At 62.9% G+C, this 23,329-nt stretch carries 21 protein-coding genes and 1 tRNA gene; 13 read left to right on the top strand and 9 right to left on the bottom strand.

The features are described from left to right. Position 1: 1 nt before the first annotated feature. The 3 genes from JET14_RS01505 to JET14_RS01515 all read right to left on the bottom strand — a co-directional run bounded on the left by JET14_RS01505 (position 2) and on the right by JET14_RS01515 (position 4,071). Entirely contained in the window at positions 2-1,102 is a 1,101-nt protein-coding gene (locus JET14_RS01505; RefSeq protein ID WP_200336494.1) for a glycerol dehydrogenase, read from the bottom strand. 338 nt (positions 1,103-1,440) lie between these two features. Then, positions 1,441-2,292, bottom strand: coding sequence for an IclR family transcriptional regulator (locus JET14_RS01510; protein WP_200336495.1), 852 nt, complete (start codon positions 2,290-2,292; stop codon positions 1,441-1,443). A 66-nt stretch (positions 2,293-2,358) separates the two neighbouring features. Continuing rightward, positions 2,359-4,071: a thiamine pyrophosphate-binding protein gene (locus JET14_RS01515; protein WP_200336496.1), complete on the bottom strand. Its 1,713-nt coding sequence runs from the start codon at positions 4,069-4,071 to the stop codon at positions 2,359-2,361. A gap of 181 nt (positions 4,072-4,252) precedes the next feature. On the opposite strand from JET14_RS01515, the gene JET14_RS01520 reads away from it, so the two are divergent. Continuing rightward, complete coding sequence (locus JET14_RS01520) at positions 4,253-5,308, top strand: lysine-2,3-aminomutase-like protein (RefSeq protein ID WP_200336497.1); 1,056 nt, start codon at positions 4,253-4,255, stop codon at positions 5,306-5,308. Here the strand turns inward: JET14_RS01520 and JET14_RS01525 are convergent. Further along, positions 5,290-6,192, bottom strand: coding sequence for an N-acetylglucosamine kinase (locus JET14_RS01525; RefSeq protein ID WP_200336498.1), 903 nt, complete (start codon positions 6,190-6,192; stop codon positions 5,290-5,292). The genes JET14_RS01520 and JET14_RS01525 overlap by 19 nt on opposite strands. A 12-nt stretch (positions 6,193-6,204) precedes the next feature. Next, positions 6,205-7,254 (bottom strand): lipoate--protein ligase family protein, encoded by a 1,050-nt coding sequence (locus JET14_RS01530; RefSeq protein ID WP_200336499.1) that lies wholly within the window; start codon positions 7,252-7,254, stop codon positions 6,205-6,207. Between the two features lie 163 nt (positions 7,255-7,417). On the opposite strand from JET14_RS01530, the gene JET14_RS01535 reads away from it, so the two are divergent. After that, the gene (locus JET14_RS01535; protein WP_246750457.1) at positions 7,418-8,902 is read left to right on the top strand and encodes a pyruvate kinase; all 1,485 of its coding nucleotides are present in this window, start codon (positions 7,418-7,420) and stop codon (positions 8,900-8,902) included. A gap of 123 nt (positions 8,903-9,025) precedes the next feature. Here the strand turns inward: JET14_RS01535 and JET14_RS01540 are convergent, their stop codons facing one another. Next, positions 9,026-9,628 (bottom strand): sugar transferase, encoded by a 603-nt coding sequence (locus tag JET14_RS01540; protein WP_024708899.1) that lies wholly within the window; start codon positions 9,626-9,628, stop codon positions 9,026-9,028. A 513-nt stretch (positions 9,629-10,141) separates the two neighbouring features. Beyond that, positions 10,142-10,216 (bottom strand) — tRNA-Gly (locus JET14_RS01545). Positions 10,217-10,699: 483 nt separating this feature from the next. Between JET14_RS01545 and JET14_RS01550 the strand changes: the two genes are divergently transcribed. The 8 genes from JET14_RS01550 to JET14_RS01585 all read left to right on the top strand — a co-directional run bounded on the left by JET14_RS01550 (position 10,700) and on the right by JET14_RS01585 (position 18,363). Next, positions 10,700-12,289 (top strand): fucose isomerase, encoded by a 1,590-nt coding sequence (locus tag JET14_RS01550; RefSeq protein WP_200336500.1) that lies wholly within the window; start codon positions 10,700-10,702, stop codon positions 12,287-12,289. Between the two features lie 120 nt (positions 12,290-12,409). Then, the gene (locus JET14_RS01555) at positions 12,410-12,913 is read left to right on the top strand and encodes a prolyl-tRNA synthetase associated domain-containing protein (RefSeq protein WP_200336501.1); all 504 of its coding nucleotides are present in this window, start codon (positions 12,410-12,412) and stop codon (positions 12,911-12,913) included. Positions 12,914-12,971: 58 nt separating this feature from the next. Continuing rightward, positions 12,972-13,946, top strand: a complete 975-nt coding sequence (gene trxA / locus JET14_RS01560) for a thioredoxin (protein WP_200336502.1) — start codon at positions 12,972-12,974, stop codon at positions 13,944-13,946. Between the two features lie 115 nt (positions 13,947-14,061). Beyond that, positions 14,062-14,727: an LON peptidase substrate-binding domain-containing protein gene (locus JET14_RS01565; protein WP_200336503.1), complete on the top strand. Its 666-nt coding sequence runs from the start codon at positions 14,062-14,064 to the stop codon at positions 14,725-14,727. 10 nt (positions 14,728-14,737) lie between these two features. Beyond that, positions 14,738-14,926 (top strand): Trm112 family protein, encoded by a 189-nt coding sequence (locus tag JET14_RS01570; RefSeq protein WP_200336504.1) that lies wholly within the window; start codon positions 14,738-14,740, stop codon positions 14,924-14,926. Positions 14,927-15,021: 95 nt separating this feature from the next. Further along, positions 15,022-15,918 carry a hypothetical protein gene (locus JET14_RS01575; RefSeq protein WP_200336505.1) on the top strand — a complete coding sequence of 299 codons (897 nt, stop codon included), beginning with the start codon at positions 15,022-15,024 and terminating at the stop codon, positions 15,916-15,918. Next, the gene (locus JET14_RS01580; protein ID WP_200336506.1) at positions 15,903-17,300 is read left to right on the top strand and encodes a hypothetical protein; all 1,398 of its coding nucleotides are present in this window, start codon (positions 15,903-15,905) and stop codon (positions 17,298-17,300) included. The genes JET14_RS01575 and JET14_RS01580 overlap by 16 nt, the downstream gene beginning before the upstream one ends. A 1-nt stretch (position 17,301) precedes the next feature. Next, positions 17,302-18,363: a hypothetical protein gene (locus JET14_RS01585; RefSeq protein WP_200336507.1), complete on the top strand. Its 1,062-nt coding sequence runs from the start codon at positions 17,302-17,304 to the stop codon at positions 18,361-18,363. Between the two features lie 21 nt (positions 18,364-18,384). Here JET14_RS01585 and JET14_RS01590 read toward each other — a convergent pair whose 3' ends face one another. Both JET14_RS01590 and JET14_RS01595 read right to left on the bottom strand, forming a co-directional pair. Further along, a complete protein-coding gene (locus JET14_RS01590) occupies positions 18,385-19,461 on the bottom strand; it encodes an NAD/NADP-dependent octopine/nopaline dehydrogenase family protein (protein WP_200336508.1) in 1,077 nt (358 codons plus the stop codon). 22 nt (positions 19,462-19,483) lie between these two features. Continuing rightward, entirely contained in the window at positions 19,484-19,945 is a 462-nt protein-coding gene (locus JET14_RS01595; RefSeq protein WP_200336509.1) for an Lrp/AsnC family transcriptional regulator, read from the bottom strand. Positions 19,946-20,344: 399 nt separating this feature from the next. Here JET14_RS01595 and JET14_RS01600 point away from each other — a divergent pair, with 399 nt between their 5' ends. From JET14_RS01600 to JET14_RS01610, 3 genes are all read left to right on the top strand, one after another. After that, on the top strand, positions 20,345-21,088 hold the full coding sequence (locus JET14_RS01600; protein WP_200336510.1) for an aspartate/glutamate racemase family protein: 744 nt from the start codon (positions 20,345-20,347) through the stop codon (positions 21,086-21,088). A 71-nt stretch (positions 21,089-21,159) separates the two neighbouring features. Beyond that, the gene (locus tag JET14_RS01605; RefSeq protein WP_200336511.1) at positions 21,160-22,260 is read left to right on the top strand and encodes an extracellular solute-binding protein; all 1,101 of its coding nucleotides are present in this window, start codon (positions 21,160-21,162) and stop codon (positions 22,258-22,260) included. An 82-nt stretch (positions 22,261-22,342) separates the two neighbouring features. Then, entirely contained in the window at positions 22,343-23,326 is a 984-nt protein-coding gene (locus JET14_RS01610) for an ABC transporter permease (protein ID WP_200336512.1), read from the top strand. Positions 23,327-23,329: the final 3 nt, after the last annotated feature.

Here is a 23,329-nt window from a genome sequence, read left to right on the forward strand (position 1 = left end):
TTCACGCGGCAAGCCGCTTTGCCTTGCGGCTTCGCCCTTCGGCGTCCGCGGCTTTGATGGCGGCAACGACGTCTTCGGGCCTAACGGTGCCGGGCACGTTGCCCATGGTGTCGGCCGGGTCGCAGGCCAGTTTTGCCACCTTGAGAAGATCGGCGTCACTGGCTTCGCCGATGCCGATATCCGCAAGCGTCATCGGCAGGCCGATCGCCTCCGAGAAGCCGTAGACGGCCTCGACGATCTCGCGCGGGCGTTTCGTCAGCATCACGAGCGCCTGCGTGCCGATCGCGACCTTCTCGCCGTGCCAGTAGGCATGCGTGCCTGGAAGCGCCGTGAGGCCGTTATGGATCGCGTGCGCGCCGGAAAGGCCGCCGCTTTCAAAGCCGAGCCCGGAGAGCAGCGTATTGGCTTCCACCACCCGCTCGAATTCGGGCGTCACGATCTTCTGCGAGGCCGCCGCCTTTGCCGCCGCGCCATCGGCCAGCAGCGTGTCGAAACACATGCGGGCAAGACCGTAGGCGGTCATCGAGCCGACGCGGCCGGTCATGTTGGGGCTTTGCGTATGGCGGCAGTCCTCGGCCTCGAACCAGGTGGACAGCGCGTCGCCCATGCCGGCGACGAACAGCCGCACCGGCGCGCCGACGATCAACTTGGTGTCGACCAGAACGACATCGGGGTTTTTCGGGAGAACCAGATAGCGCTTGAAGGCGCCTTCCGCGGTGTAGATCACCGAAAGCGCCGAGCAGGGCGCATCGGTGGACGCGAGCGTCGGCACGATGACGACGGGAAGTCCCGCCGCGTGGGCCACCGCCTTGGCCGTATCAAGCGCCTTGCCGCCGCCGATGCCGGCGATGACATTGGCATTTTCGGCGGCGACGCGCTGGCCGATACGGGCGATTTCCTCGTCCGAGCATTCGCCGTTGAATGCCTCCACGGCGACCGTTGCCTGTCCGCCGTCGCTGACGGCATCGCGCACCAGCGCCATCACGCCCTTGTCGATGATGGCGAGCGCTTTGGTGCCCAGACGGGCGATTTCCGCGTCAAGCTGGCCGATGGCATCGGCGCCCTGGACATAACGTCCGGGAAAAATGGTTGTCGAGATCATTGTGAGCCTCCAATCTTTGCCGCGGTTGATCCGCGCACATGATGATCGGACGCGCCGACAGGCGCTGCCGGTCACAGCCTCAGGAAAGACCCGCAATGCGGCCGTTTCAAGTGAAATTTTCGAAGATTTTTCGTTTTGTTACGACTGCTTTTCGGCAAAGGCGAAGCAACTTCAAGCCCATTTGACAGCTGTCAGGATGCCGATGCTGAAACTTCGGCGAAAACCCCACGCACCTCCTGCCGGTGTGCGCAATTGTCAGGTTTCCTGCCGGGTCTGGCGAAGGATTTGCGAATTGCCCGGAACTCACCGAGATCGGCTGGGACGACTGAGGCCGGGCCTCAGAAATTGACGCCGGACAGGGCGGATATCTCCTGGGCGGCGCGCATCAGCATCGGCAGATGCGTGGCTTTCAGCTTTTCCTCCGGCAGGTTGCGGGCATTGCCGCCGACGCTCAGCGTGTAGATGTCTCCGGTCATCGGGGCATGCAGCACCACGCCGATGGCATTGTGGTCGGGCACCCATTCGCCGAAGGATTCCGAATAGCCGGTCTGGGCCATGCGCTCGAGCGCGGCCTCAAGCGCCGGCTTTTTCTGCGCCTCCCAGGCCTTGCCGTGAACGCCCTTCAGCAGCGTGAAGGCCGCTTCACGATCCTCCCCGGAAAGCGCGAAGAGATAGGCCCGGCCCGGCGCGCTTTCGGCAAGCGGAATGCGGGAGCCGACATTGAGGTTGAGCGCCACCGCAGTCGGCCGGCGCACCAGTTCGACGAACATCATCTCCGCCCCGTCGCGCACGGAAAGCGCGACGACGCAATCGCCATTGGCCGCAAGCTGATCCATGTGCGAGCGCACCAGCTCGCCGAAGCCGAACCGGCCGATCGCGGCATAGCCGAGCGTCAACACCTCGTTGGAGACGGCATATTTGCCGTATTCGGGCATGTAGCGCAGATAGCCGAGCTTGGTCAGCGTGCCGAGCAGGCGCGACACGGTGGTCTTGTGCAGGCCGGTGCGCTCGGCAAGCGCCTGGGTGCCGAGAACCTTGTCCTCGGCCCGGAAGGCGCGCAGGATGGACAGTCCCCGCGCCAGCGAGCTGACGAAGGGACGTTCCTCGTTGATGGCGGCGGCCCCGATATCCTGCCGGGGGCGGCCGCGCCGCTTGACCGGCTGGCCGCTATTGTCGTTTTCCTCGCTCATTGTGCCTGTTTAGCCCATCACATGCCTGTCTGTCATTGGGTTTCAGGGCTGCATGCGCTGGCTTTTCTATTTCAGCGAAACATTGTCCGGCAGGTCGTCATAGTCGGAGCAGTCGCGATGGCTGGCCGCCGGATCGACCTTGACGTCGAGCACCACCGGGCCGCCGCGCGCATGCGCTTCCCGCAGTGCATCGCCGATCTGGTCGGCGTCCGTCACCGTCATGCCGGAGCCGCCGAGACCCTCGGCCACCTTGGCAAAGTCATGATCGCCGAAGTTTACCCCGATGGCCTTGTTGCCGAGATTGTCGCGGACCATGCCGAGGCCGGCATTGTTGGCGACGACATAGACGACGTCGAGGTTCTGTTCGGCAGCCGTCGCGATCGCGTCCATGGTCATGACGAAACCGCCGTCGCCAATGACGCCGGTCACGCGCTTTTCCGGGCAGGTGACCTTGGCCCCGGTTGCCGCCGGCGTCGACCAGCCCATGCCGCCGATCCCGCCGGGGGCGACGAGCTGGTGCGGGGAACGCAGCGGCAGCGATGACGTTGCCCAGATACGGTTGGTGCCGGCATCGAGCGTGAGGAGGTCGTCTGGCGTCAGGAAGCCGTCGAGGCCGCGCATGATATCGGCGTAATGCACCGTGCCGGGTCGGGTCTTGTAATGCGGCAACGCGCCATAGCGGTTTTCGGTCTTCAGCGCGGAGATGAAATCCTTGCGCCGCTCGGCCGTCGCCTGGTCGACGCCGGGGCGGTCGAGAAGGAAGGAGACGACGTCGGCGACATCGGCGGTCACTGCCATGTCCACCGGCAGGACCCAGCCCGCCTGCAGCGGATCGATATCGACCTGGATGATTTTCTGCTCGCCCGGCCTCATCATCTTTTCGTCGCGGAAGCGGGTGTATTCGGGCCCGAGGCTGCAACCGAGCACGAGGATCAGGTCGGCGGCCTGGACCATGCGGTTGGCGGATTTTGCCGCCCAGTTGCCCATCATGCCGACGGCGACGGGCGTGGTCTCGTCGATCGTGCCCTTGCCGTGATAGCTGGAGGCAACCGCAATGCCCTCGCGATTGGCAAGGCGCGACAGCGTCTCGCCCGAGCGGCTCATATAGATGCCGTTGCCGGCGATGATCACAGGTCGCTCGGCAGTTTTCAGCGCTTCCGCGATGGCGGCAAGCGCATCGCCGTCCGGCTTCATCGGGGTCGAACGCAGATAACCTTCGGTCGGATAGAGTTTCGCGCGCGGATGGTCGGGCACGTCTTCCTTGATGATATTGGTGCGCATGACCACGGCGGCAGGCCCCTGGCGCGGGGTGGAAGCGTGCTTGACGGCAAGCTGGGTGCCGTAGATCGCCTCCTGCGGGGTCGTCGCATAGGTGGCGTATTTGGTCATCGTCTTCATCACGGCAAAGGCGTCGCCCGCGCCATAGTCTCCGGTCATGGTCTGGTAGACGCCGTGCTGGGCAAAGCCGTCATAGCAGGACGTATCGGTGAGCACGACCATGGGCGAGGACGAGAAATAGGCCTCCAGAATGCCGAAGGCGCCGGTCGAAGAGGCAAACGGTCCCTGTGCCATCAGCAGGCCGGGGCGGCCGGTGAGCTTGCCGGCGACCTGGGCCATGACCGAGGCCGATTGCTCCGAGCGCGCCAGCACCAGTTCGAATTCGTCCTTGCGGTCGAAAAAGGCCGGCAGCGACCAGGTGATGCCGAGGCCCGGCAGGGTGAAGCCGCGCGTGATGCCGGCCTCGATGAACGTTTTGATGACGCCTTCATTGGTTTTCATGGATGTCCTCCCAATCGTCCCCGCAAACTAGATCATCCATTTAATTCTGCCAAGCGCAATTATGTAGTGATATATGAATTTATTGGCGACACGAACGCACCCTTTGTTTTGACGGTCGGATGGCGTAGAAGGCGGGTCGGAAAAGGCAGGACCTTGCAGAGCGACGGGCGGTGCGGCTGAGATGGCGAAGAGCGGTGCAAAAGCGGTGGTGAGTGCGGCTGGCCTTGTGCGCCACGGCCTGGCCCATCCGGATGACAGTGCGGCGCTCGAGGCTGTGGCGGAAAACTTCCGCATCCGCATTCCCGCCCATGTGCTGGAGGCGCTTGACGGTGCTGCCGCAGACGATCCGTTGCGCGCCCAGTATGTGCCGGATGCGCGCGAACGCGATCATCATGAGGATGAAAGCGAGGATCCGATCGGCGATCAGGTGTTCGAGCGCGAAAAGGGCATTACCCATCGCTATCCGGATCGCCTGCTGCTGAAGCCGACCCATAGCTGTCAGGTCTATTGCCGCTTCTGCTTTCGCCGCGAAAGCGTCGGCAAGCCGGAGGCCGCGCTTGATGGCGCGGAGCTGGAGACCGCGCTTGATTATATCCGTACGCATGAGGAAATCTTCGAGGTCATTCTTTCAGGCGGCGATCCCCTGGTGCTCTCCGACCGGCGGCTCGGATCACTGATGCAAGCACTGGGTGATATCGCCCATGTGGGCGTGATCCGTTTTCACACCCGCGCCCCGCTGGTCTCCCCCGAACGCGTGAGCGAAGGGCTGATCGCGGCGCTGAAACGGTCGGGAAAGACGGTCAACATCGTCATCCACGTCAACCATGCGCGCGAGCTGACGGATGCCGTGAAGGCGGGGCTGGCCCGGCTCGCCGACAACGGCATTCCGCTGTTCTCGCAAACCGTGCTGCTCAAGGACGTCAACGATGATGCCGAGACGCTTGCCGCACTGTTTCGAGCGCTTCTGACGAACCGAGTCAAGCCCTATTACCTCCACCATCTCGACCATGCGAAGGGCGTCAGCCATTTCGCCGTGCCGATCACGCGCGGACAGGCCATCATGCGCGCCTTGCGTGGGCGTGTCTCAGGCCTTTGCCTGCCGACCTATGTTCTCGATATCCCGGGCGGCCACGGCAAGGTGCCGGTCGGGCCGGTCTATCTGGAAGAGCTGGATGCGGGCGATTATCAGGTCGAGGATTACCAGGGCGTGCGCCACCGCTATTCCGACTGGCGCTGAAAAGCCCGGCGCGCCAGTTCCGCCGCGCCTTCTGCGACATCGGCTTCGGGAAACAGTGCGCGGCCGTCGAGATTTGTCGCAATCGTCTCTCCGGTCACCGGCGAGAGACGCAGAACGCCGCCGACAAAGGCGACGGGTAGGTTTCCGGCGCGGGCAATCAGGATATTGCCAAGCCGTGCGATCTCGCGGCCTGCCTCTCGCAGAAGGTCTTGCGCATACGGGTCGCCGGCATCAGCGGCCTTGGCGACGGCCAGCGAAAGCGCGCCGATCCGTCCCCTGTCGCCGCCATAGACAAGGCGCTTGACGTCCGCCCAGGCAGCGCTACCGATCATCTCGAAGACCTGTGCGGCAAGTACCGCCATATCGCCATAGGCGCCGACTTCGTCCAGCCTTCGGTAGAGCGCGCGGATGGCAGCCAGTGCAATCCAGCCGCCCGAGCCCGCATCATCGATCATCAGCCCGCGCCCGCCGATGCGAAGCCGCGATCCGTCAGCCCTGAAATGGCTGCCGATCACACCGGTGCCGGCCGAAACCAGATGGCCTTCGCCGGGCGCAAAGAGAACGCGGTAGGCGAGTTCGATATCATCGACCAAGGTAAGGCTGTCGGCCACGATGCCGGTTGTTCGCGTGAAGAGCCCGGCGATGTCGTCAAAGGCCTCCGGTCCGTAGCCGGAAAGCCCGATCATTGCGGCATTGAGAGGATGCGGCAGGCTTACGCCGATGCGGGTGAAACTTGCCTCGAGGCGGGCCCGGTCGCCCGGCGCGGCAAGGAGCGCGCTCGCGCCCGCAGCGGTGCCGCGCCTGACGGGGCTTCCCTCAGCATCGACCACGACGAAGCGGGCGCCCGTGCCGCCGATATCGCATCCGAGGAAGAAACCGCCCATCGTCGCAAGCCTTTACGGGATCGAAGCCAGCCATTCCGGCGTTGCGAATTTCTCGTCCGCCAGCGCCCCGGCAGCCCTGTATTCGTCCGGCGTCACCTTGCCGTCGCGCCCGCCGTTCAGTTCCATGAAGGTCGCCTTCATCCGGTCGATCACCGCCCGGCGGTCGAGCCCGGTCTGGCTGCGGACGGGATCGACCCGCTTGGCCGCGCTCTTGGTGCCCTTGTCGGAGAGCTTTTCCCGGCCGATCCGGAGCACCTGCATCATCTTGTCGGCATCCATGTCATAGGCCATGGTCACGTGGTGCAGCACGGTGCCGCCGCCATAGCGCTTCTGCGCTGCGCCGCCGATCTTGCCCTTCGAGCTCGCAATGTCGTTGAGCGGCTTGTAGAAGGCATCGACGCCCAGATCATTGAGCGCCTTCAGCACCCAGTTGTCGAGAAAGGCATAGCTGTCGGCAAAGCTCATGCCGTCGACCAGTTCGCCCGGCGCGTAGAGCGAATAGGTAATCGCCGTGCCCGGCTCGACGAACATCGCGCCGCCGCCGGTCACCCGGCGCACGGTCTGAACGCCGAGCCTTTCGGTTGCTTCCAGGTCCACCTCGTTCCTCAGGGACTGGAACGCGCCGATGATGATGGCGGGGCGCTCCCATTCCCAGAAGCGCAGCGTCGGCGCGCGACGGCCTTCGGCAACGGCGCGCGCCAGGACATCGTCTATGGCGAGATGCATGGCCGGGGTCTCCGCGCCGGTATCGATGATCTCCCATTCGAAATCGCGCCAGGTCTTGGCAACGCCCAGCGCCCGGCGCACGGCGATCGCCACCGATTCCAGGCTGAAGCCGATCAGGGCGGCATCGGGCCTGAGCTTTGCCTTCAGCGCCGCCACCATGGCCTCGGCCGAACTCGTCGCCTGCAGGCCCTCAAGGGCGGCGCAGAGGTCGGAAAGCGCCTCCGGCGGCTCGAGGAAGAAGTCGCCGGCGATCTGGACGCTGGAAAGCCTGTCGTCGCGCAATTCGACGTCGGCGACCACCAGCTTGCCGCCGGGAACCTTGTATTCGCCATGCATGATGTGAAACTCCTGCCTTGCATTCAAAAGCCGGAAAACCGGTCGCCCTTCCATAGACCCGCCCGTCCGCTTCGCGCAAGCCGGCCCCTTTATGATCCCTGTCATGGAATGGTCGTGAAAATCGGTCTATCTGGTGACGGTGAGAGAAAGGGAGGAGAAGGTCATGGTTGCCTTCGAGCATTTTGCCGACATGGACGATGTCTGGGGCCTGACCGAGCGCGTGGAAAGCCTGCGCGACCTGGTGGCAAACGAGGCACGCCCGATCCTGCAGGGTTTCGGTCCGGAGGCCGCGTCGCTGCCGGGCATCGTCAATCTGGCGCATTACCTGGCATTGCGCCACCACGACGTGCGCCCGCTGCAGCGCGCGCTGATGCGCCACGGGCTTTCCTCGCTCGGCCGGCTGGAAAGCCGGGTCCTGCCGACGCTCGATGCCGTGCTTGTCGCCCTTGCGGCGCGGTCCGGACGGCAGAGCCCCGTGCCGCTGCCATCGTCGGAGGCGTTCTTCGCCGGCGAAGCGCGACTGGAACAGGCCACCGACCTGATGTTCGGTCCGCCGCCGGCGCACCGGCGCAGCCGCATCATGGTGACGCTGGCGAGCGAGGCGGCGGAAGACCCGGCCTTCGTCGCCGATCTCGTGCGCCGCGGCATGGATATCGTCCGCATCAACTGCGCCCATGACGGACCGGAGGCCTGGCGGGCCATGGCGAAGCATGCGCGGGCGGCGGGCGATGCGGCCGGGCGGCGCATCACCGTTCTGATGGATATCGCCGGCCCCAAGATCCGCACCCAACAGGTCCTGCTCGCGGAACGCAAGCTGAAGGCCAATGTCGGCGACCGCATCCGCCTGGTGGCCTCGGGCGAACCATCGCTTTTCGATGATGTCCGCTTCGCCGTCAGCGTATCGCTGCCGGAAATGGTGACGCGGCTGAAGGTCGGCGACCGCGTGCTCTATGATGACGGCAAGCTGCAGACCGTGGTGACGGAGGTTGGCGACGGCATGGCGGTGATCAGGGTCGAACGCGCCAAGGCCAACGGCGCGCGGCTGAAGCCGGAAAAGGGGCTGAACCTGCCCGATACAGCGCTTGGCCTTTCGCCGCTGACGGCCAAGGACGAGGGCGATATTTCGACCGTGGTCGAATGCGCCGATATGGTCGGCTATTCCTTCGTCTCGCGCCCGGAAGACCTCGACCTGCTCGATCGGGAACTCGGCGCCGGCGGCAACGGCAACCCTGGTCTCGGCGTCGTTGCCAAGATCGAGCGGCCGGAAGCGGTGAAGAACCTGCCGGCGCTGATCGCGCGCGCCGCCGGAAAAAGGGAGTTCGCCGTCATGATCGCGCGCGGCGATCTTGCCGCCGAGATCGGTTTCGAGCGGCTGGCAGAAATGCAGGAGGAGATTCTGTGGATCTGCGAGGCGGCAGGCATTCCGGTGATCTGGGCGACGCAGGTGCTCGAAAATCTGGTCAGGACCGGCGTGCCATCGCGCGGCGAGATGACCGATGCGGCCATGGGCGCGCGCGCCGAATGCGTGATGCTGAACAAGGGGCCGGCAGTGGGCGAGGGGGTCTCCACGCTCGACACCCTGCTTGCCCGTATGGACGAGCACATGTTCAAGAAGACGCCGGAACTGAGGGCGCTGAAAAGCTGGTAGGGCAAAACGTTCCGCCCGCCCTCTCGACAGCCGAAAACCGCCGGCGCGAGACGCTGGCGGCTCGTTTTCGCAAGTGACAGGGTCAACGGGTCGGGTCGGATTTTCGCCCGGGCCCGACGCGGCTCAAAAACCGGTGCCGCGACCGACTTCCGAGCGGATCGTCGCCAGGAGAATCTGCATGTCGAGCATGAAGCTGTAGTTCGACACGTAATAAAGGTCGCACATGATGCGGGCGCGCGCCTCGCCGCGCCGGGTCGTCGGGCCGCGCCATCCGCGGATCTGGGCAAGGCCGCTCAGTCCAGGGCGCATGACGTGGCGCTGGTGGTATTCCGGCACGAGTTCCTCGAACAGCATGCCGCTCGCCAGCATGCCGACGGCGTGGCAGCGCGGGCCAATCAACGACATGTCGCCGCGCAGGACGTTGAAGAGCTGGGGCAGCTCGTCGATATTCGACCTTCGCAGGAAAGCGCCGATCTTGGTGATGCGCGGATCGTTTTCGACCGTCTGCTTCACGCCTGTCTTGTCGCCGAGATCGTTGCGCATGGAGCGGAACTTGAAGATGTTGATCTTCTTTCCGTAACGGCCCCAGCGCACCTGGCTGAAAAAGACCGGGCCGGGGCTGTCAAGTTTGATGAGGATCGCCACGACCAGAAAAAGCGGTGCAAGCGCAACCAGCGCACCAAAGGAAATGGCGATATCGAACAGGCGCTTCAGCGCCAGTTGCAGTTTTCGTTTTCTGGAATTGTCAGAAAAAACAAGCTCGTGGCCAAATGCCCGACGGGGCAATGAGGTCAGTTCCTGAATATGGGCCGTGGGGGAGGCCTGAAAATCCGCCGCGCTCACTGAAGCACCCTCTGTGTTTGCAATCGCTTATATTGTTAAGATGAATTGAATGTATCCTGTTCTAACTCGTCTCCGCAAAAAAGTCATTAGCTGATGCCGCTTTTTTGGTCTGTTTTCGCCGCAAACGAGACAGGCGGAACTTGACGTTAACTGGAGCGCACAGTCTTTCTCCCGGGGCCTCGCAGTAATTTATTTGTATAGTGCTGGATTTATTGTTCTTTTTGGATTTTGTCAAGCTTTTCGAAAAGCGGCGGCCGCCTCCGTTCAGGCCCAGCCATGCGGCTGGCGAAAGGCAGACTTGCATGCCAGCATAGCTCAGCCATCGGAATCTCGCCTGACTTCTGCCGGTCCGGCTTGATGTTTGCAGACAAAAGAGAAAATAACATGCTGAGAAACTGGAGCGGGCGAAGGGATTCGAACCCTCGACCCCAACCTTGGCAAGGTTGTGCTCTACCCCTGAGCTACACCCGCTCATAACACCGGTCGGGGGTAAGGCTGTGACCGGCGGTGTCACCATGTCGGCGACGAGGGCGTATATGGCCTAACCCGATTTCAAATGCAACAGGCAAATGACGGATTTCTGGTTTTTTTTGCATTTGGAAAATAACGCATTCATTTCAGTGGCTTAGTAGTAGGGGTTCCGCCACCGGCGGGGAAGGGCCTGAGCCGGCCTGCCGGATATGCAGCGAGCGGAGACGCGTTTCGCTGGCGCGCCTCCGCTCGCGCATCGTGGCCGAGAAGAGATTCCAGCGGCCGCCAGAGGCTGCCGGAAGCGCAGCGCCAGACCGTCCCTTTCTGTCTGGACAAGTGGCTTTTTCGGCGATAACAAGGTTGCTGACACGAAACTGCAAGCGAAAAATGCGGTTTTTCTGCAATTTCGACATTTGCTGTCGAGCCCAATCAGCCAAGGTGCGGCAAGACTACGTTTTCAGGAACAATCGGGAGGACAAGAACATGACCGAGATCATGCTGGTGGCCAGCGGCGACCTGCGCGAGAGCGCCAATACCAAATGCTGGCCAACGCAAAAGGCGATGGAGGACAAGCTTGCCGCCGTCGTCGCCGAGATGGGGCACACGCTGAAGCGCGCCCATCCGGTGAAGCCCGAGGGTCACGGCTTCATCGCCACCCAGCGCGAGGGCATGGATGTTTTCAGGACGATCGACCCGAATGCTCCGGTCATCGTGGCGGAGGCCGTCTGGCAGTATTCGCATCACGTCCTGCCGGGGCTTTCCTCGCACAAGGGGCCGATCCTGACGGTCGCCAACTGGTCGGGACAGTGGCCGGGCCTCGTCGGCCTCCTGAACCTCAACGGTTCGCTGACCAAGGCCGGCATCGCCTATTCCTCGCTCTGGAGCGAGACTTTCGAGGACGATTTCTTCCGCAACGGCCTCAAAAGCTGGCTCGAGAGCGGCGCGATTGCCCACGACGAAAGCCATGTTCGCGCGTTCGATGCGGCGAAGGTGCCCGCCGAGCTTGCAGGCCTTGCCGATGACATCGCCGCCGATATGGCCGGCAACAAGGTGATCATGGGCGTCTTCGACGAGGGCTGCATGGGCATGTACAATGCCATCATCCCCGACGAGATGCTGATGCCGCTCGGCGTGTTCAAGGAGCGGCTGTCGCAGTCAGCGCTCTATCACGCGACCAAACAGGTTCCCGAAGAGGAAGCGCGCGCGGCCTATCAATGGATGCTCGACAAGGGCATGACCTTCCATTTCGGCGCGGACCCGAAGGAGGAACTGACCGAGGATCAGGTCATCGACCAGTGCCGCATGTATATCGCCGCGGTCCGGCTTGCCGATTTCTTCGGCTGCGAGGCGATCGGCATCCAGTACCAGCAGGGGCTGAAGGACCTGCTGCCGGCCTCCGATCTGGTCGAGGGCATGCTCAACAATGACGAGCGCCCGCCGGTTGCGCGCGCTGACGGATCGATCATCCGCGATGGCCGTGCGATCGTGCATTTCAACGAGGTCGATGAATGCGCCGGGCTTGATGCGGTGCTGACCAACCGCCTGCACCGCGCGCTCGGTCAGCCGGTGGAAACGACGCTGCACGATCTGCGCTGGGGCGACGCCGACAAGTCCGGCTCGCGTGACGATTTCGTCTGGGTATTCGAGATCTCCGGCGCCGCGCCGCCTGCTCATCACGAGGGCGGCTGGGCCGGTTCCGAAAGCTATCGTCAGCCGTCCATGTTCTTCCCCTTCGGCGGCGGCACGTTGAAGGGCTATGCCAAACCCGGCGAGATCGTCTGGAGCCGCATTTTCGTCAAGGACGGCGCGCTTCACATGGATATCGGGCGAGGCCAGGCGGTCAAGCTGCCGCCGGAAGAGTGCGAGCGCCGCAGCCGCGCCACGGATTATCCCTGGCCGATCATGAATGCGGTGCTGACCGGCGTTTCGCGCGACCAGATGATGGCCCGCCACAAGGCCAACCACATCCAGGTGGCTTACGCGCTTTCCGCCGAGGAGGCCGACACGGCGATGATGGCCAAGGCGGCTCTGGCGGCGAAGATGGGCATGACGGTCAGCCTTTGCGGCGTTTGATCTGCCTCGCCTGACATTATTGCGATGGCACCGCGTTTGCGGGGCCATTGTTGCATTCGGCGGCGAATGGTGGTGAAAAGGCGCGACACGTTTTCACGCCCATTCGAAGTGCCAGCCGCCATGACCGAGACCAAGACTGCCGATGATCTCTTCGCCTTCCTCGATGAACTCGGGATCACTTACGAGAACCGCGAGCACCGCGCGGTCTTCACCGTTGCCGAAGGCGATGATCTGCGCGCGGAAATTCCGGGCGGCCACACCAAGAACCTGTTTGTCAAGGACAAGAAAAGCCGATATTTCCTGCTCACCGTCGAGGAATATGCGACGGTTGACCTGAAACAGGTGCATAATCTGATCGGCGCATCGGGCAGGGTCTCCTTCGGCAAGCCGGACGCGTTGATGGACTATCTCGGCGTCGAGCCGGGGTCGGTCACCGCGCTTGGCGCGATCAACGATACGGCGCGTCAGGTCACCTTCATCCTCGATGCCGACCTGATGGAAAACGAGACCATCAATTGCCATCCCTTGCGCAATACGGCGACGACCTCGATCGGGCGCGATGATCTGCTGCGCTTCATCCGGGCGACCGGGCACGAGCCGCTTGTCTTGAAAGTGACGGCGTGACACACGATCTACAAACGAAGACAGGAATTGGCCCTTCGGGCCAGACGGGGAGATAGTGATGAGCGGTTTTGACAATCCATATGGCGGTTCCTTCGGCGGCCAGATGAACGTATCGGCCAATGGCGCCTCCAATGGCGCAACGCCGCCCGGCGGGCTGATCAAGGACACGACCACGGCCGATTTCGGCAAGGATGTCATCGAGGAATCGCGCACCCAGCCTGTGCTGGTGGATTTCTGGGCGCCCTGGTGCGGCCCCTGCAAGCAACTTGGTCCGGTCATCGAAAAGGCCGTGACGGCTGCCGGCGGCAAGGTCAAGCTCGTCAAGATGAACATCGACGATCATCCGGCAATCGCCGGCCAGCTCGGCATCCAGTCCATTCCCGCCGTCATTGCCTTTTCCAACGGCCAGCCGGTCGATGGTTTCATGGGCGCGGTGCCGGAAAGCCAGGTGAACGAATTCATCAACAAGCTCTCCGACAAAAGCCCGTCCGAACAGGACCGCAAGGCCGAAATCGCCTCGGCGCTTGATCAGGCCGAACAGCTTCTGGCGGAAGAAAAGCTGCAGGAGGCAGGCCAGCTTTTTGCCGCCGTCATGCAGGCCGATCCGGAAAATCCGAAGGCGCTTGCCGGCATCGGCCGCTGCATGGTGGCCGCCGGTCAGATCGATCGCGCCAAGCAGGTGCTCGACCAGGTGCCGGAAGAACTGAAGGACGACGACGCCATCAAGGCGCTTTCCGCCCGCATCGCGCAGATCGAGGAAGCCCGCAAGTTCGGCGATCCGGCAGAGCTTGAGCATGCGCTTGCGCTCAATGCCGATGATCACGCCGCCCGCATGAAGCTTGCCAAGGTACGCAATGCCGAAGGCAAGCGTGACGAGGCGGCCGAACACCTTCTGACGATCATGCGCAAGGATCGCGAATTCGAGGACGACGGCGCGCGCAAGCAGCTGATCGCCTTCTTCGAAGCCTGGGGTCCGAAGGATCCGGCGACGATCACCGCGCGCCGCAGGCTGTCGACGATCCTGTTTTCTTAGAGCATGTCCGCGTTGACGTGAATCGCGAACACGCTCTAAGCTTTTGTTTTTCCGCGCGTCCGGACGGAGAACCGGTTTCCACTTTTCCTGGACGCGCTTTAGAGGGACACGTTCCATGCAGGTTGGCAATGCCCGATATCTGACGCGGAAAGACTTGCCGGAAGTGGTTCCGGTGTTTCCGCTGACGGGCGGATTGTTGCTGCCGCAGGGGCAATTGCCGCTCAACATCTTCGAGCCGCGCTATCTGGCGATGGTCGACCAAGCGATCTCGGGCAACCGGCTGATCGCCATGGTCCAGCCCGCCCACCACGACGAGACGCTGAGCGTCAATGACGCCACGCCGCTTTCCAATATCGGCTGCGTCGGCCGGGTCACCTCGTTTGCCGAGACCGGCGACGGGCGCTATCTCGTGGCCCTGACCGGAATCTGCCGGGTCCGGCTGATCGAGGAGGTGCGCACGGCAAAACCCTTCCGCAGTTTCGAGATCGCCCCCTTCATGGGCGATCTCAATCTGGAGGCGCAGGAGGAAAGCGTCGACCGCGCCGCCCTTCTGGGAGCCTTCAGGGATTATCTCGAGGCGGAGGGGCTGGAGACGGAGTGGGCGCATATCGAACAGGCGGGCAATCTGACGCTGGTGAACTCGCTCTCCATGATGGCGCCCTTTGGCCCGGCGGAGAAGCAGGCGCTTCTGGAAGCGCCGGACCTGAAGACCCGGGCCGAGCTGTTCGTGGCGATCATCGAATTCGCGCTTGCCGGCGATCCCGGCGACAAGCTGCAATAGGCGACCGGCCATGGCCAAGAAGGATGCCGGGATCGATCCGAAAATGCTGGAGCTTCTCGTCTGCCCGGTGACCAAGGGCAGGCTCGATTATGATGCCGAGCGCCAGGAGCTCGTCTCGCGGAAGGCGCGGCTTGCCTATCCCATTCGTGACGGCGTGCCGATCATGCTCGCATCCGAGGCCAGACCGATCGAGGTTTAAGCATTCGGAAAGCCTGGTTTTAACAGAACCGCTTCGCCACTTGCTGAGAGCCGGGCGCTCGACTAGTTTCGATCGCAGCAGGGGTGGTGAAGACGATGGCGCGTGTCAGTATCGAGAGCCCGGCCGGAGACGAGTTCTATCCGGCCAGGGTGGAAAGGGCCTATTTCAGGCTGGGCGATCCGATTGTCAGCGGCGACCCGCTTTACGATCTGGAGACGGCAAACGGCCGGCCTTTTCATGTGCGCGCCGGCGAGAGCGGCAAGGCCGTTTCCGCTCCGCTTGCCGTCGGCGCGACGCTTCTCCAACGCGAGAGCCTGCTCGAGATCGAGGTAATGGAGCCGGAAGAAGCGCGGTCTGCTCCGCAAATCGTCGCTCCCGCGCCGCAGCGTTCCTCTTCAAGGCGCGTCGATCTTCACACGCCCGTCGACAGCGAGCTCTATCCGGCCAGCGTCATCAAGGTGCATGCCGAACCGGGCGGGCGGGTCGATCGCCACAGCGTGCTTTACACGATCGAAGCAGCGAGCGGACAGGTGGTCGAGCTTCAGGCTCCGCTTGCCGGTCGCATCCTGTCGTCCAATGATGCCCGCAACCTGACGCGTCAGCGCGCCATCGCGGTGATCGAGCCCGATGAGGACGATCCGTTGGCTGCCGCTCTCGGAACCGCCGGCGGCGTCTATCTGCTTGCCGGCGGCGTGCAGGCAGGCGGCGACGAGGAGGCCGAATACAGCGAGGCGCGGGCGGCGGCCGTCCCGTTGTCCGAAAGACGGTCGCACCGCTGGTGGAGGATCGGTTTTCTCGCGGGACTGTGCGTGATCGCCATAATTGCGGTCGCAGGCTGGTATGTGCTGAGCTTTGTGCCTTACGAGCTGGATGAGGCCTATGGCGACAGCTATTACGGCCAGCGTGTCAACGGCGGTCCGCTTGGCGGAAAACGCCGGCTTTTCATTTCGGATGAACAGCAGAGGGAATTTGAGTCATGGCTCGATTCCTGATTTCCGGCAGGTCCGCGACCGGCGACATGGGGCCACGGGCAAAGGCCGCCCACGGCATGCTGGCGCTGGTTTTTCTGGTTCTGCTGACCCTGCCGGCAGCGGCCTTGGCGCAGGACCAGGTGCGCCTTGTCGAGGCCGGGGGCGACCAATATGAGGCGCGCTTCCGCAGTCCGCTCGTCGGCGAAGACCTGGCGCCCGCCTCGACCGTGACGATCGACTGGGAGGTCGAACTGAAGATGGGCCTTCTTTACGGCGAGCCCGTGCTTTCCACCCGTTTTCGCTATGACGTGACCGACTACCGCCTTCAATTGCCCACCCTTGGTCCCGGCGCGGTCCAGCTCTGGTCGCCGCAGGGCGCGGGCGGCGGCGCGGCATTGCCGGAAGGCGCGCCGCTTGTCCAGCCCTATGCCGTGAGGCTGGTGTTCCGCTTCTATGCCCCGAGCCAGAATGCCTATGTCGGACTGGTGCAGGACGTCGAGGCACCCGGCCTTTCCGGCGAATGGGCCTTCAACATGCCCTCAAGCCCCGACTGGGGGCGGACCTTTGTCTGGGAAAGCGGCATTGCCAAGGGCGACTGGGTGAAGGCGGAAACGGCGAAGGCGATCTGGACCGGGGACTTGCGGGCCGAAGGCGCGCGGCTTGACGCTGTCAGCTGGTCAACGGCGGATTTGATGGCCTATCTTGCCGAGCACAATCTGCGCAACCGCGCGATCGCTACGGCCGAGGCGGTCAACCGCCTGCTCTCGGGGGCCGCCCGCAGCTTCGGCTACGAGGTTGCGGCGCTGCGCGAGGATCCGAAAGCTTATTATCAGCCGGCCTTCAGGCCCCGGATATCGCTCCGGCTTCTGCGCAAGTATGAACGGCTGTTGAGCCTGCCGCACAGCCTGCAGGACGGCGACCGGACGGCCTATGACGAGGCGCGGGAGGAAGCGCGCGCGATCATGGCAATGATGGAGGACGATGCGGCGTCCTACGCGGAGCCCGGTCCGCCCCGCAATGAGCTTCCGGGCGGTGCCGAGATGGTTTTTGACGATGGCGCGTTGCAGCCGGTCTTCGTCGAATTGCCGCTTGCCTTCACGCTGACCGACAATGGACGTGAGGACGTCGACCGCGTGGAACTGACGATCAGCGACAGTACCGGGGTCGTGTCGTCCGAGGTTGTCGATCTTCTCAACGGCGGCACACGTTTCGAACCGTCGGTTGCGCCCGGTCCCGTGCGGATTGCCGTGAAGGCGCTGAGCGAGGGCGCGCTCGGGCAGAACACCTGCACGATCCAGGTCCATTCGCGGATCGTGAAGGGGCCGGGGGAGCAGGAATACAGCCTCAGGGCCGGCGAAACGGCGTCGCTTCTGGTCTTCGCCGAAGCGCCGCAGGGAGAGTGATGTGAGCCGTTTTCCATTGAAGCCGTTCCGCCGTCTTGCCTCGGGGTTTTCTGCGCTCCTTCTCAGCCTTGTTGCGCTGCCCGTATCCGCGCAAACGCCCGTGGAACCCGTCAAGGCGCTTGATGCGCCGGACCGGGCCATGGCGGCCATCGTGACGGGCGTCAACGACATTGTCTGCAGCGCGACCGTGATCGGTCCGCGTCACGTGCTGACGGCAGCAGCCTGCGTGATCGACCCCGATACGGGCCAGGTTTTGGCCGACCGGCAGGTGATGCCGCGCGTCGATCTCGATGACGGCTATATTCCAACCGCGCGGCGCTTCATCCGGCGCGTGTTCGTGCCGGTGGACGGGGCGCCCTTCGGTCCGTCTGACCGTTTCGAAGGCAAGCTCGCCATTGTCGAGACCGCCGAACTTGTCGAGCATCCGCCCTTCAGCGCCGAGACCGACGAGGCGGCTTTCGACCGGCGGGAGACGGGAGGCGACGACGGCATTCTGACGATCCGGTTCTACGACCGTGCGACAGGCGGCCAGATGACGACATCGGCCTGCGTGGCGCTTTCCATCGCGCCAGGCGACATCATGGCGATGAACTGCGATCTGCCGGAAGGGGCTTCCGGCGCGGCAATTCGCGTGACCTCCGGGATTACCGGGCTCTATCTTTATCCGGGTGCGGGACGTTATATCGGCAATGCCGAAATCGAGGCGATCGGCCGGGTCGTCACCGGGGCCGGTTCACCCTTCTTCCGCGCCATCGAAGCGACGCCTGATCTTTCCATCACATTCGTCCTGAGCAATCGCTGCGACGCGCCGATCGACTACAGCCTGCGCTACCGTCCGGTCGGCGGCGGCGGCGATTTCACCACCGTTTCCGGTCGGATCGAGTCCGGCCAGCGCCGCTTCGTCGACCTGATGACGGATAATGGCGTGGTCTATATGCGCGGGACTGCCAAAGATGGCGCGCTCGTCTGGGATGGCGGCCGGGTGTTCGAGGACGGCCGCTATTTCGACATCCGCATCAACAGCTGGGGCGACTATTTCCATTCGCTGAGCTGTGACGAGTAGCGCTGCGAGGCTCCGGCTGGGTCAACCGGCGTAGCCGTCCCGGCAAAGCCGCTCGAGCTCTTGCCTGTCGAGGCTGGCAAAACCGAGGGCGGGCAGAAGGTCGTTGTCGGCGGCAAGATCATGGCCATAGGCGGCCGAGAAGATCGCCGTGCCGGCCTCGTGCAATGTCGCGGGAACGCCGACCAGACGGCCAAGCGCACTGGTGGCGACGAGGCCGAAGGGCACGTCTTCCAGAATGTAACGGCTCTCGATCGTCGACGGCCCGAAGCCGCCGCGGCCCTGCGCATGCATCTCCTGGTTCATCTCCGAGACCGAGGCGAGCGGCACGTGGAAAGACAGAGAAAAGTGCTCGCGCACCGTCTTCACCTGCAGGCCGAACTTCTCCGCGATCGCCAGGCGCTCGGCATCGAGCGCCTCGATGAAGCGGCCGACGGCCGGGGTGATGTTCTCGCCCTGCCCCCAGGTCTCGCCCTTTTCCATCCGCGTCAGGTTCATCAGCGCAATGCCCAGATGGTTCTGCGGGTTTAGGTTGGACAGCGCGATGGCCATCAGCCCGTCGCGCCTGACGAAACGGTCGCCGAACAATTCGGTGCAGAGCGCGTGGCCCTCGTCCATGGCGTTGAAGGGAACGGTTGCCATGTCCACCTTCTGGCGCACGGTGTTGACCACGACGGCGCTGTCGCCGTTTTTCCGCGCGGTCAGAAGGGTCGTGCCCCAGGCTATGATCGGCAGGGTCTTGCCAGCCTCTTTCAGCGCGCGCGCGAGATAGAGCGCGGCAAAGGAACTGTGGGAGGAAATGATCACCGGCGTGCCGGGCTTCAGATGGTCCGTCATGGCATCGATGGCTGACCGGTGGCCGTTCACCGGCATGGCGATCATCACCAGGTCGGCGTTGCCGACGGCATCCGCGCATGAGGCGGCCACGCCGACGGGACCCTCGAATTCCACCGCGCCCGTGGCCATCAGCGCCGTGCCTCGGGCAAGCTCCACGGCGTTTGAGCCAGACGGCGACCAGAGCACGGGCGCATGGCCGGCATCGGCGATGAAGGCGGCAAGGCCGTAGGCATTGTTGCCTGCGCCGAGAATTGCGATTTTCATGGGTCTTCTAGCCTTTGTCTCTTCACATGTAATTGGTCGGCAGCGCCGTGGTGAACTTCAGCTCCTCCATCGCGATCGAGGAGTTGATGTCGGAGAATTCCAGCCGCGAAATCAGGTTCTTGTAGACCTGGTCATAGGTCTCGATGTCGGGAACGACAATTCTCAGCAGGTAATCCGTATCGCCGGTCAGCCGATAGGCCTCGGTCACTTCGGGAATGTCCCTGATTTGCTTGCGGAACTCGTCGAGCCATTCGATGGCGTGGCGCGGCGCCTTGACGGCGATGAAGATGGTCATCGGAATATTGGCCATCTTGCGGTCGATCAACGCCACCCGGGCGCGAATGAAGCCGAGGTCTTCCATGCGCTTGATCCGCCGCCAGCAGGGTGTGTGCGAAAGGCCGACCTCCTCGGCGATCTCGCTCACCGTCCGGTCTGCCTGGCGCTGCAGGATATCGACGATCTTGCGGTCGATCTGGTCAAACATTTCCTGACGCTCCCCTGATGTCCCGCAGAGGGGACGAAATTCTCAGAACTCACTGAAAATCGAGACGGATTTTTCGTCTGCTCTTCCGTTTCGACAAAATATGACGCCGAAATAGACTTGCGGATATGGCTTAATTCGCAGGTTGACCCTTGTCAAAATGCAGAAAATTCCGCATGCTTTGCCCAAGTTTTGGTAAATTGTATCTTTTGAGTAAAATTTGTGCACTAGTATGGGATTCATGTCAAGTTCGTCTGGTGGATAAAATATCCGCATTCGGCGTGTTCTCGTAGGATAGAGTCTCTTTAAATCCCATGTTCGTGCAAAAATAAGAAAACTCTCTTCTGTCAGGTCCGCTACGCTGATTATGTTCGTACCTGAAACAGAATTGAGAATGAGACAATGAAAAGGATAGGTCTGATCGGCGGCATGAGCTGGGAGAGCACCGCAGTGTATTACAAGCACATCAACGAGGAGGTCCGGCGCCTGATGGGCGACGGCCTGGCTTCGGCGGATCTTTGCCTGCGCTCCGTCAATTTCTCCGAGATTGTCGCGCATCAGAAGGCCGGGCGCTGGGACCTTGCGGCCGAGACGCTGATCGCGGCCGCGCGCGAACTGGAGCAGTGCGGCTGCGCCATGGTGCTGATCTGCACCAATACGATGCATATCCTCGCCGATGAGGTGCAGGCGGCGATCACGGTTCCGCTGATTCACATCGCGGAAGTGACCGGCGCTGCGGTGAAGAAGAAGGGCCTGGACCGGCCTCTGCTTCTGGCCACACGCTACACGATGGAGAAGCCGTTCTATGTCGGCTACCTCAGGGACCGTTTCGGCCTTGATCCGGTCATTCCGGAAGAGGACGACAGGACAACTGTCCATGACGTGATCTTCGAGGAGATATGCTGCGGGGTGATCAGCCGCGCATCGCGCGAACGCTATGTCGAGATCGCCGAGCGGGCGAAACTGAGGGGCGCCGACTGCATCATTTTCGGTTGCACCGAGGTCGGGCTTCTGGTCCGTCCGGAGGATTTCGACCTGCCCTGCTTCGATTCAACGCTGCTTCATGCCGAGGCGGCGGTCAGGTTCTCCCTGGAAGACGAGCTTTCAGCGGAGGGGAAAGAAAGCCGTCCTCTTCCAGTCCATTAGGTCGGCGAGGAAAAGCCCGCGCTCCGGCCGAGAGGGACCGGACGCGGGACAGACAAACCAGGAGATCGAGAATGACACTTCGCAATCCGACACGGCGCACGACCCTGAAGATGATGGGGACAAGCGCGGGGCTCATCGCCGCGCCGTCCATCATCCGTCCGGCCTATGCCCAGGACAATGTCCTCAACATCACGACCTATGACAAGTTCCTCCCCGAGGGCTTCGTCGAGCAGTTCGAGAAGGATACCGGCATCGAGGTGCGCATCCGCCTGACAGACGACCAGGGCAAGCAGTACAATCTGCTCGCGGCCGAAGGCGCCGATCCGACCACCGATATCGTCACGGTCGCCGGTCACCGTCTCAGCCAGTTCATGGCTTCCGATCTCCTCCAGCCGATCGATCCCGCCAGGATCTCCACCTGGGACAATCTTGCGGGTCCCTACAAGGGCGCGCCGCAGCTCGTCCGCAAGGGCGAGGTCTATGGCGTGCCGCTGCTTGCCGGTTTTGAAGGCATGGTCCGCAACACCGACTACACCAAGCCCTCCGATAGCTGGGGCCTGATGTTCGATCCGGAATACAAGGGCTTCACCACCTACATCATCTCCGACTTCGTTTCGATCACCATGAAATATCTGGGCTATGACGGCGATTTCGTCGCCTATGTCGACAAGCCTGAGGAGGCCCAGGCCGCGGTCAACGCGGCGCGCGATTTCCTCATCGAGCACAAGGACATGGTCCGCAAATTCTATGACGGCGGCGCCGAAGTGCAGCAGATGCTGGTCAATGAAGACGTCTATGTCGCACAGACCTGGTCGGGCCCCGCCGCCAAGCTGATCATGGACGGCTTCCCGATCGAACTGTCGATCCCGAAGGAAGGCACCTACGGCTTCCTCTATTCCTTCAACCTGGTCAACCATGCACCGAACGTGGATGCTGCCTACAAGTTCTTCTCCGCGCTCCTCGCCAATCCGGAAGTCGGCGCGGCGATGACGCGCCAGTCCGGCTTTGCCAGCGCCTTTTCCGGCGTCGACAAGCTGCTTACCGACCGCGAGCGCGCGGCGATCGCGCTTCCGGAAGAGCAGATCGCCCGCATCCAGTTCTTCGCGGAAGAAAACCGCGACATGAAGAACGAGATGATCGACAGGGCCGTTGCCGAAATCAAGGCGGCCTGATCAATGCCCCGGCCGGGCGGCAGCGTTTCGCCCGGTCGACTGCGCTACGCCGCAGCCTTTGTAATCTATGGATTTTCTGACTATGACCAATGATGTTTTGACCGGTGGCGGTCAGGGCGCGAGGACGTCACGGGCGCGCTATTCAAGCTGGATCGGCAAGGTCGCCCGCTCGCCGTTCTACCGCGGAACGATCGGTCTTCTTGCCGAAAACCGCGTCGCCCGGCTTGTCGTCCTGCTGGCCGTGCCGCTCGCCTGGATCGCCTTCTTCAATATCGGTCCGATCCTGCAGATGGGCAATATTTCGCTCCTTGCCAACTATCCGCTGATGGACGGCGACGAGCCGGTCTATACCCTCGCGCAATACGCGCTGTTCTTCCAGGAGAGCCTCTATTTCGTGCCCTTCCTGCGCAGCCTCGTCTTCTCCCTGGTGGTGACGGCGGCAACGCTCGTCGTGGTCTATCCGGTCGCCTATTATATCGGCAAGGTCATCCGCCCCGCCTCGCGCAACAAGGCGCTCTTGCTGCTGCTGACGCCGTTCTGGGCGGGTGAGATCATCCGCGTCTTTTCCGTAATCATGCTTCTGGCCAACCGCGGCGCCGTCAACGCGCTCCTGCGCGAGCTCGGCATGATCGACCGACCGATACCGATGCTCTATACCTATTTCTCGCTGAGCTTCGGCGTCGTCTACCTGATCGCCCTCTACATGCTGCTGCCGCTCTATTCCTCGATCGAGAAGATCCCGAACAGCCTGCTCGATGCCGCAGCCGATCTTGGCGCCGGTCCGTTGCAGCGCTTCCGCCGCGTGATCCTGCCGCTCTCGCGTGACGGTATCGTTTCGGGCTGCAGCCTGGTCTTCCTCACCTCGATCGGCGTCTTCGCCGCGCCGCTTCTGCTCGGCGGGCCGAATACGGTGATCTTCCCGGAAATCATCGCCCAGCTGTTCCACGGCTCCAACGACAAATGGCCGGCGGGCGCTGCCTTCTCAATCATCATGCTGTTGATCTCGCTCACCACGGTCGGCCTGTTCATGCGGGTTGTCGGCGGGCGCAACGTGAAACTGATGTGAGGG

Origin of the sequence: Martelella lutilitoris (assembly GCF_016598595.1) — a bacterium.
Lineage (GTDB): Bacteria > Pseudomonadota > Alphaproteobacteria > Rhizobiales > Rhizobiaceae > Martelella > Martelella lutilitoris_A.

What these genes read in the sequence shown, in the direction of transcription:
- JET14_RS01530 (WP_200336499.1), bottom strand. Translation starts at nt 7,254, where the DNA reads ATGCATGGCGAATACAAGGTTCCCGGCGGCAAGCTGGTGGTCGCCGAC.
- JET14_RS01515 (WP_200336496.1), bottom strand. Translation starts at nt 4,071, where the DNA reads ATGAAAACCAATGAAGGCGTCATCAAAACGTTCATCGAGGCCGGCATC.
- JET14_RS01605 (WP_200336511.1), top strand. Translation starts at nt 21,160, where the DNA reads ATGACACTTCGCAATCCGACACGGCGCACGACCCTGAAGATGATGGGG.
- JET14_RS01525 (WP_200336498.1), bottom strand. Translation starts at nt 6,192, where the DNA reads ATGGGCGGTTTCTTCCTCGGATGCGATATCGGCGGCACGGGCGCCCGC.
- JET14_RS01565 (WP_200336503.1), top strand. Translation starts at nt 14,062, where the DNA reads ATGCAGGTTGGCAATGCCCGATATCTGACGCGGAAAGACTTGCCGGAA.
- JET14_RS01575 (WP_200336505.1), top strand. Translation starts at nt 15,022, where the DNA reads ATGGCGCGTGTCAGTATCGAGAGCCCGGCCGGAGACGAGTTCTATCCG.
- JET14_RS01580 (WP_200336506.1), top strand. Translation starts at nt 15,903, where the DNA reads ATGGCTCGATTCCTGATTTCCGGCAGGTCCGCGACCGGCGACATGGGG.
- JET14_RS01570 (WP_200336504.1), top strand. Translation starts at nt 14,738, where the DNA reads ATGGCCAAGAAGGATGCCGGGATCGATCCGAAAATGCTGGAGCTTCTC.
- JET14_RS01510 (WP_200336495.1), bottom strand. Translation starts at nt 2,292, where the DNA reads ATGAGCGAGGAAAACGACAATAGCGGCCAGCCGGTCAAGCGGCGCGGC.
- JET14_RS01550 (WP_200336500.1), top strand. Translation starts at nt 10,700, where the DNA reads ATGACCGAGATCATGCTGGTGGCCAGCGGCGACCTGCGCGAGAGCGCC.
- JET14_RS01595 (WP_200336509.1), bottom strand. Translation starts at nt 19,945, where the DNA reads ATGTTTGACCAGATCGACCGCAAGATCGTCGATATCCTGCAGCGCCAG.
- trxA (WP_200336502.1), top strand. Translation starts at nt 12,972, where the DNA reads ATGAGCGGTTTTGACAATCCATATGGCGGTTCCTTCGGCGGCCAGATG.
- JET14_RS01555 (WP_200336501.1), top strand. Translation starts at nt 12,410, where the DNA reads ATGACCGAGACCAAGACTGCCGATGATCTCTTCGCCTTCCTCGATGAA.
- JET14_RS01590 (WP_200336508.1), bottom strand. Translation starts at nt 19,461, where the DNA reads ATGAAAATCGCAATTCTCGGCGCAGGCAACAATGCCTACGGCCTTGCC.
- JET14_RS01520 (WP_200336497.1), top strand. Translation starts at nt 4,253, where the DNA reads ATGGCGAAGAGCGGTGCAAAAGCGGTGGTGAGTGCGGCTGGCCTTGTG.
- JET14_RS01610 (WP_200336512.1), top strand. Translation starts at nt 22,343, where the DNA reads ATGACCAATGATGTTTTGACCGGTGGCGGTCAGGGCGCGAGGACGTCA.
- JET14_RS01505 (WP_200336494.1), bottom strand. Translation starts at nt 1,102, where the DNA reads ATGATCTCGACAACCATTTTTCCCGGACGTTATGTCCAGGGCGCCGAT.
- JET14_RS01535 (WP_246750457.1), top strand. Translation starts at nt 7,418, where the DNA reads ATGGTTGCCTTCGAGCATTTTGCCGACATGGACGATGTCTGGGGCCTG.
- JET14_RS01600 (WP_200336510.1), top strand. Translation starts at nt 20,345, where the DNA reads ATGAAAAGGATAGGTCTGATCGGCGGCATGAGCTGGGAGAGCACCGCA.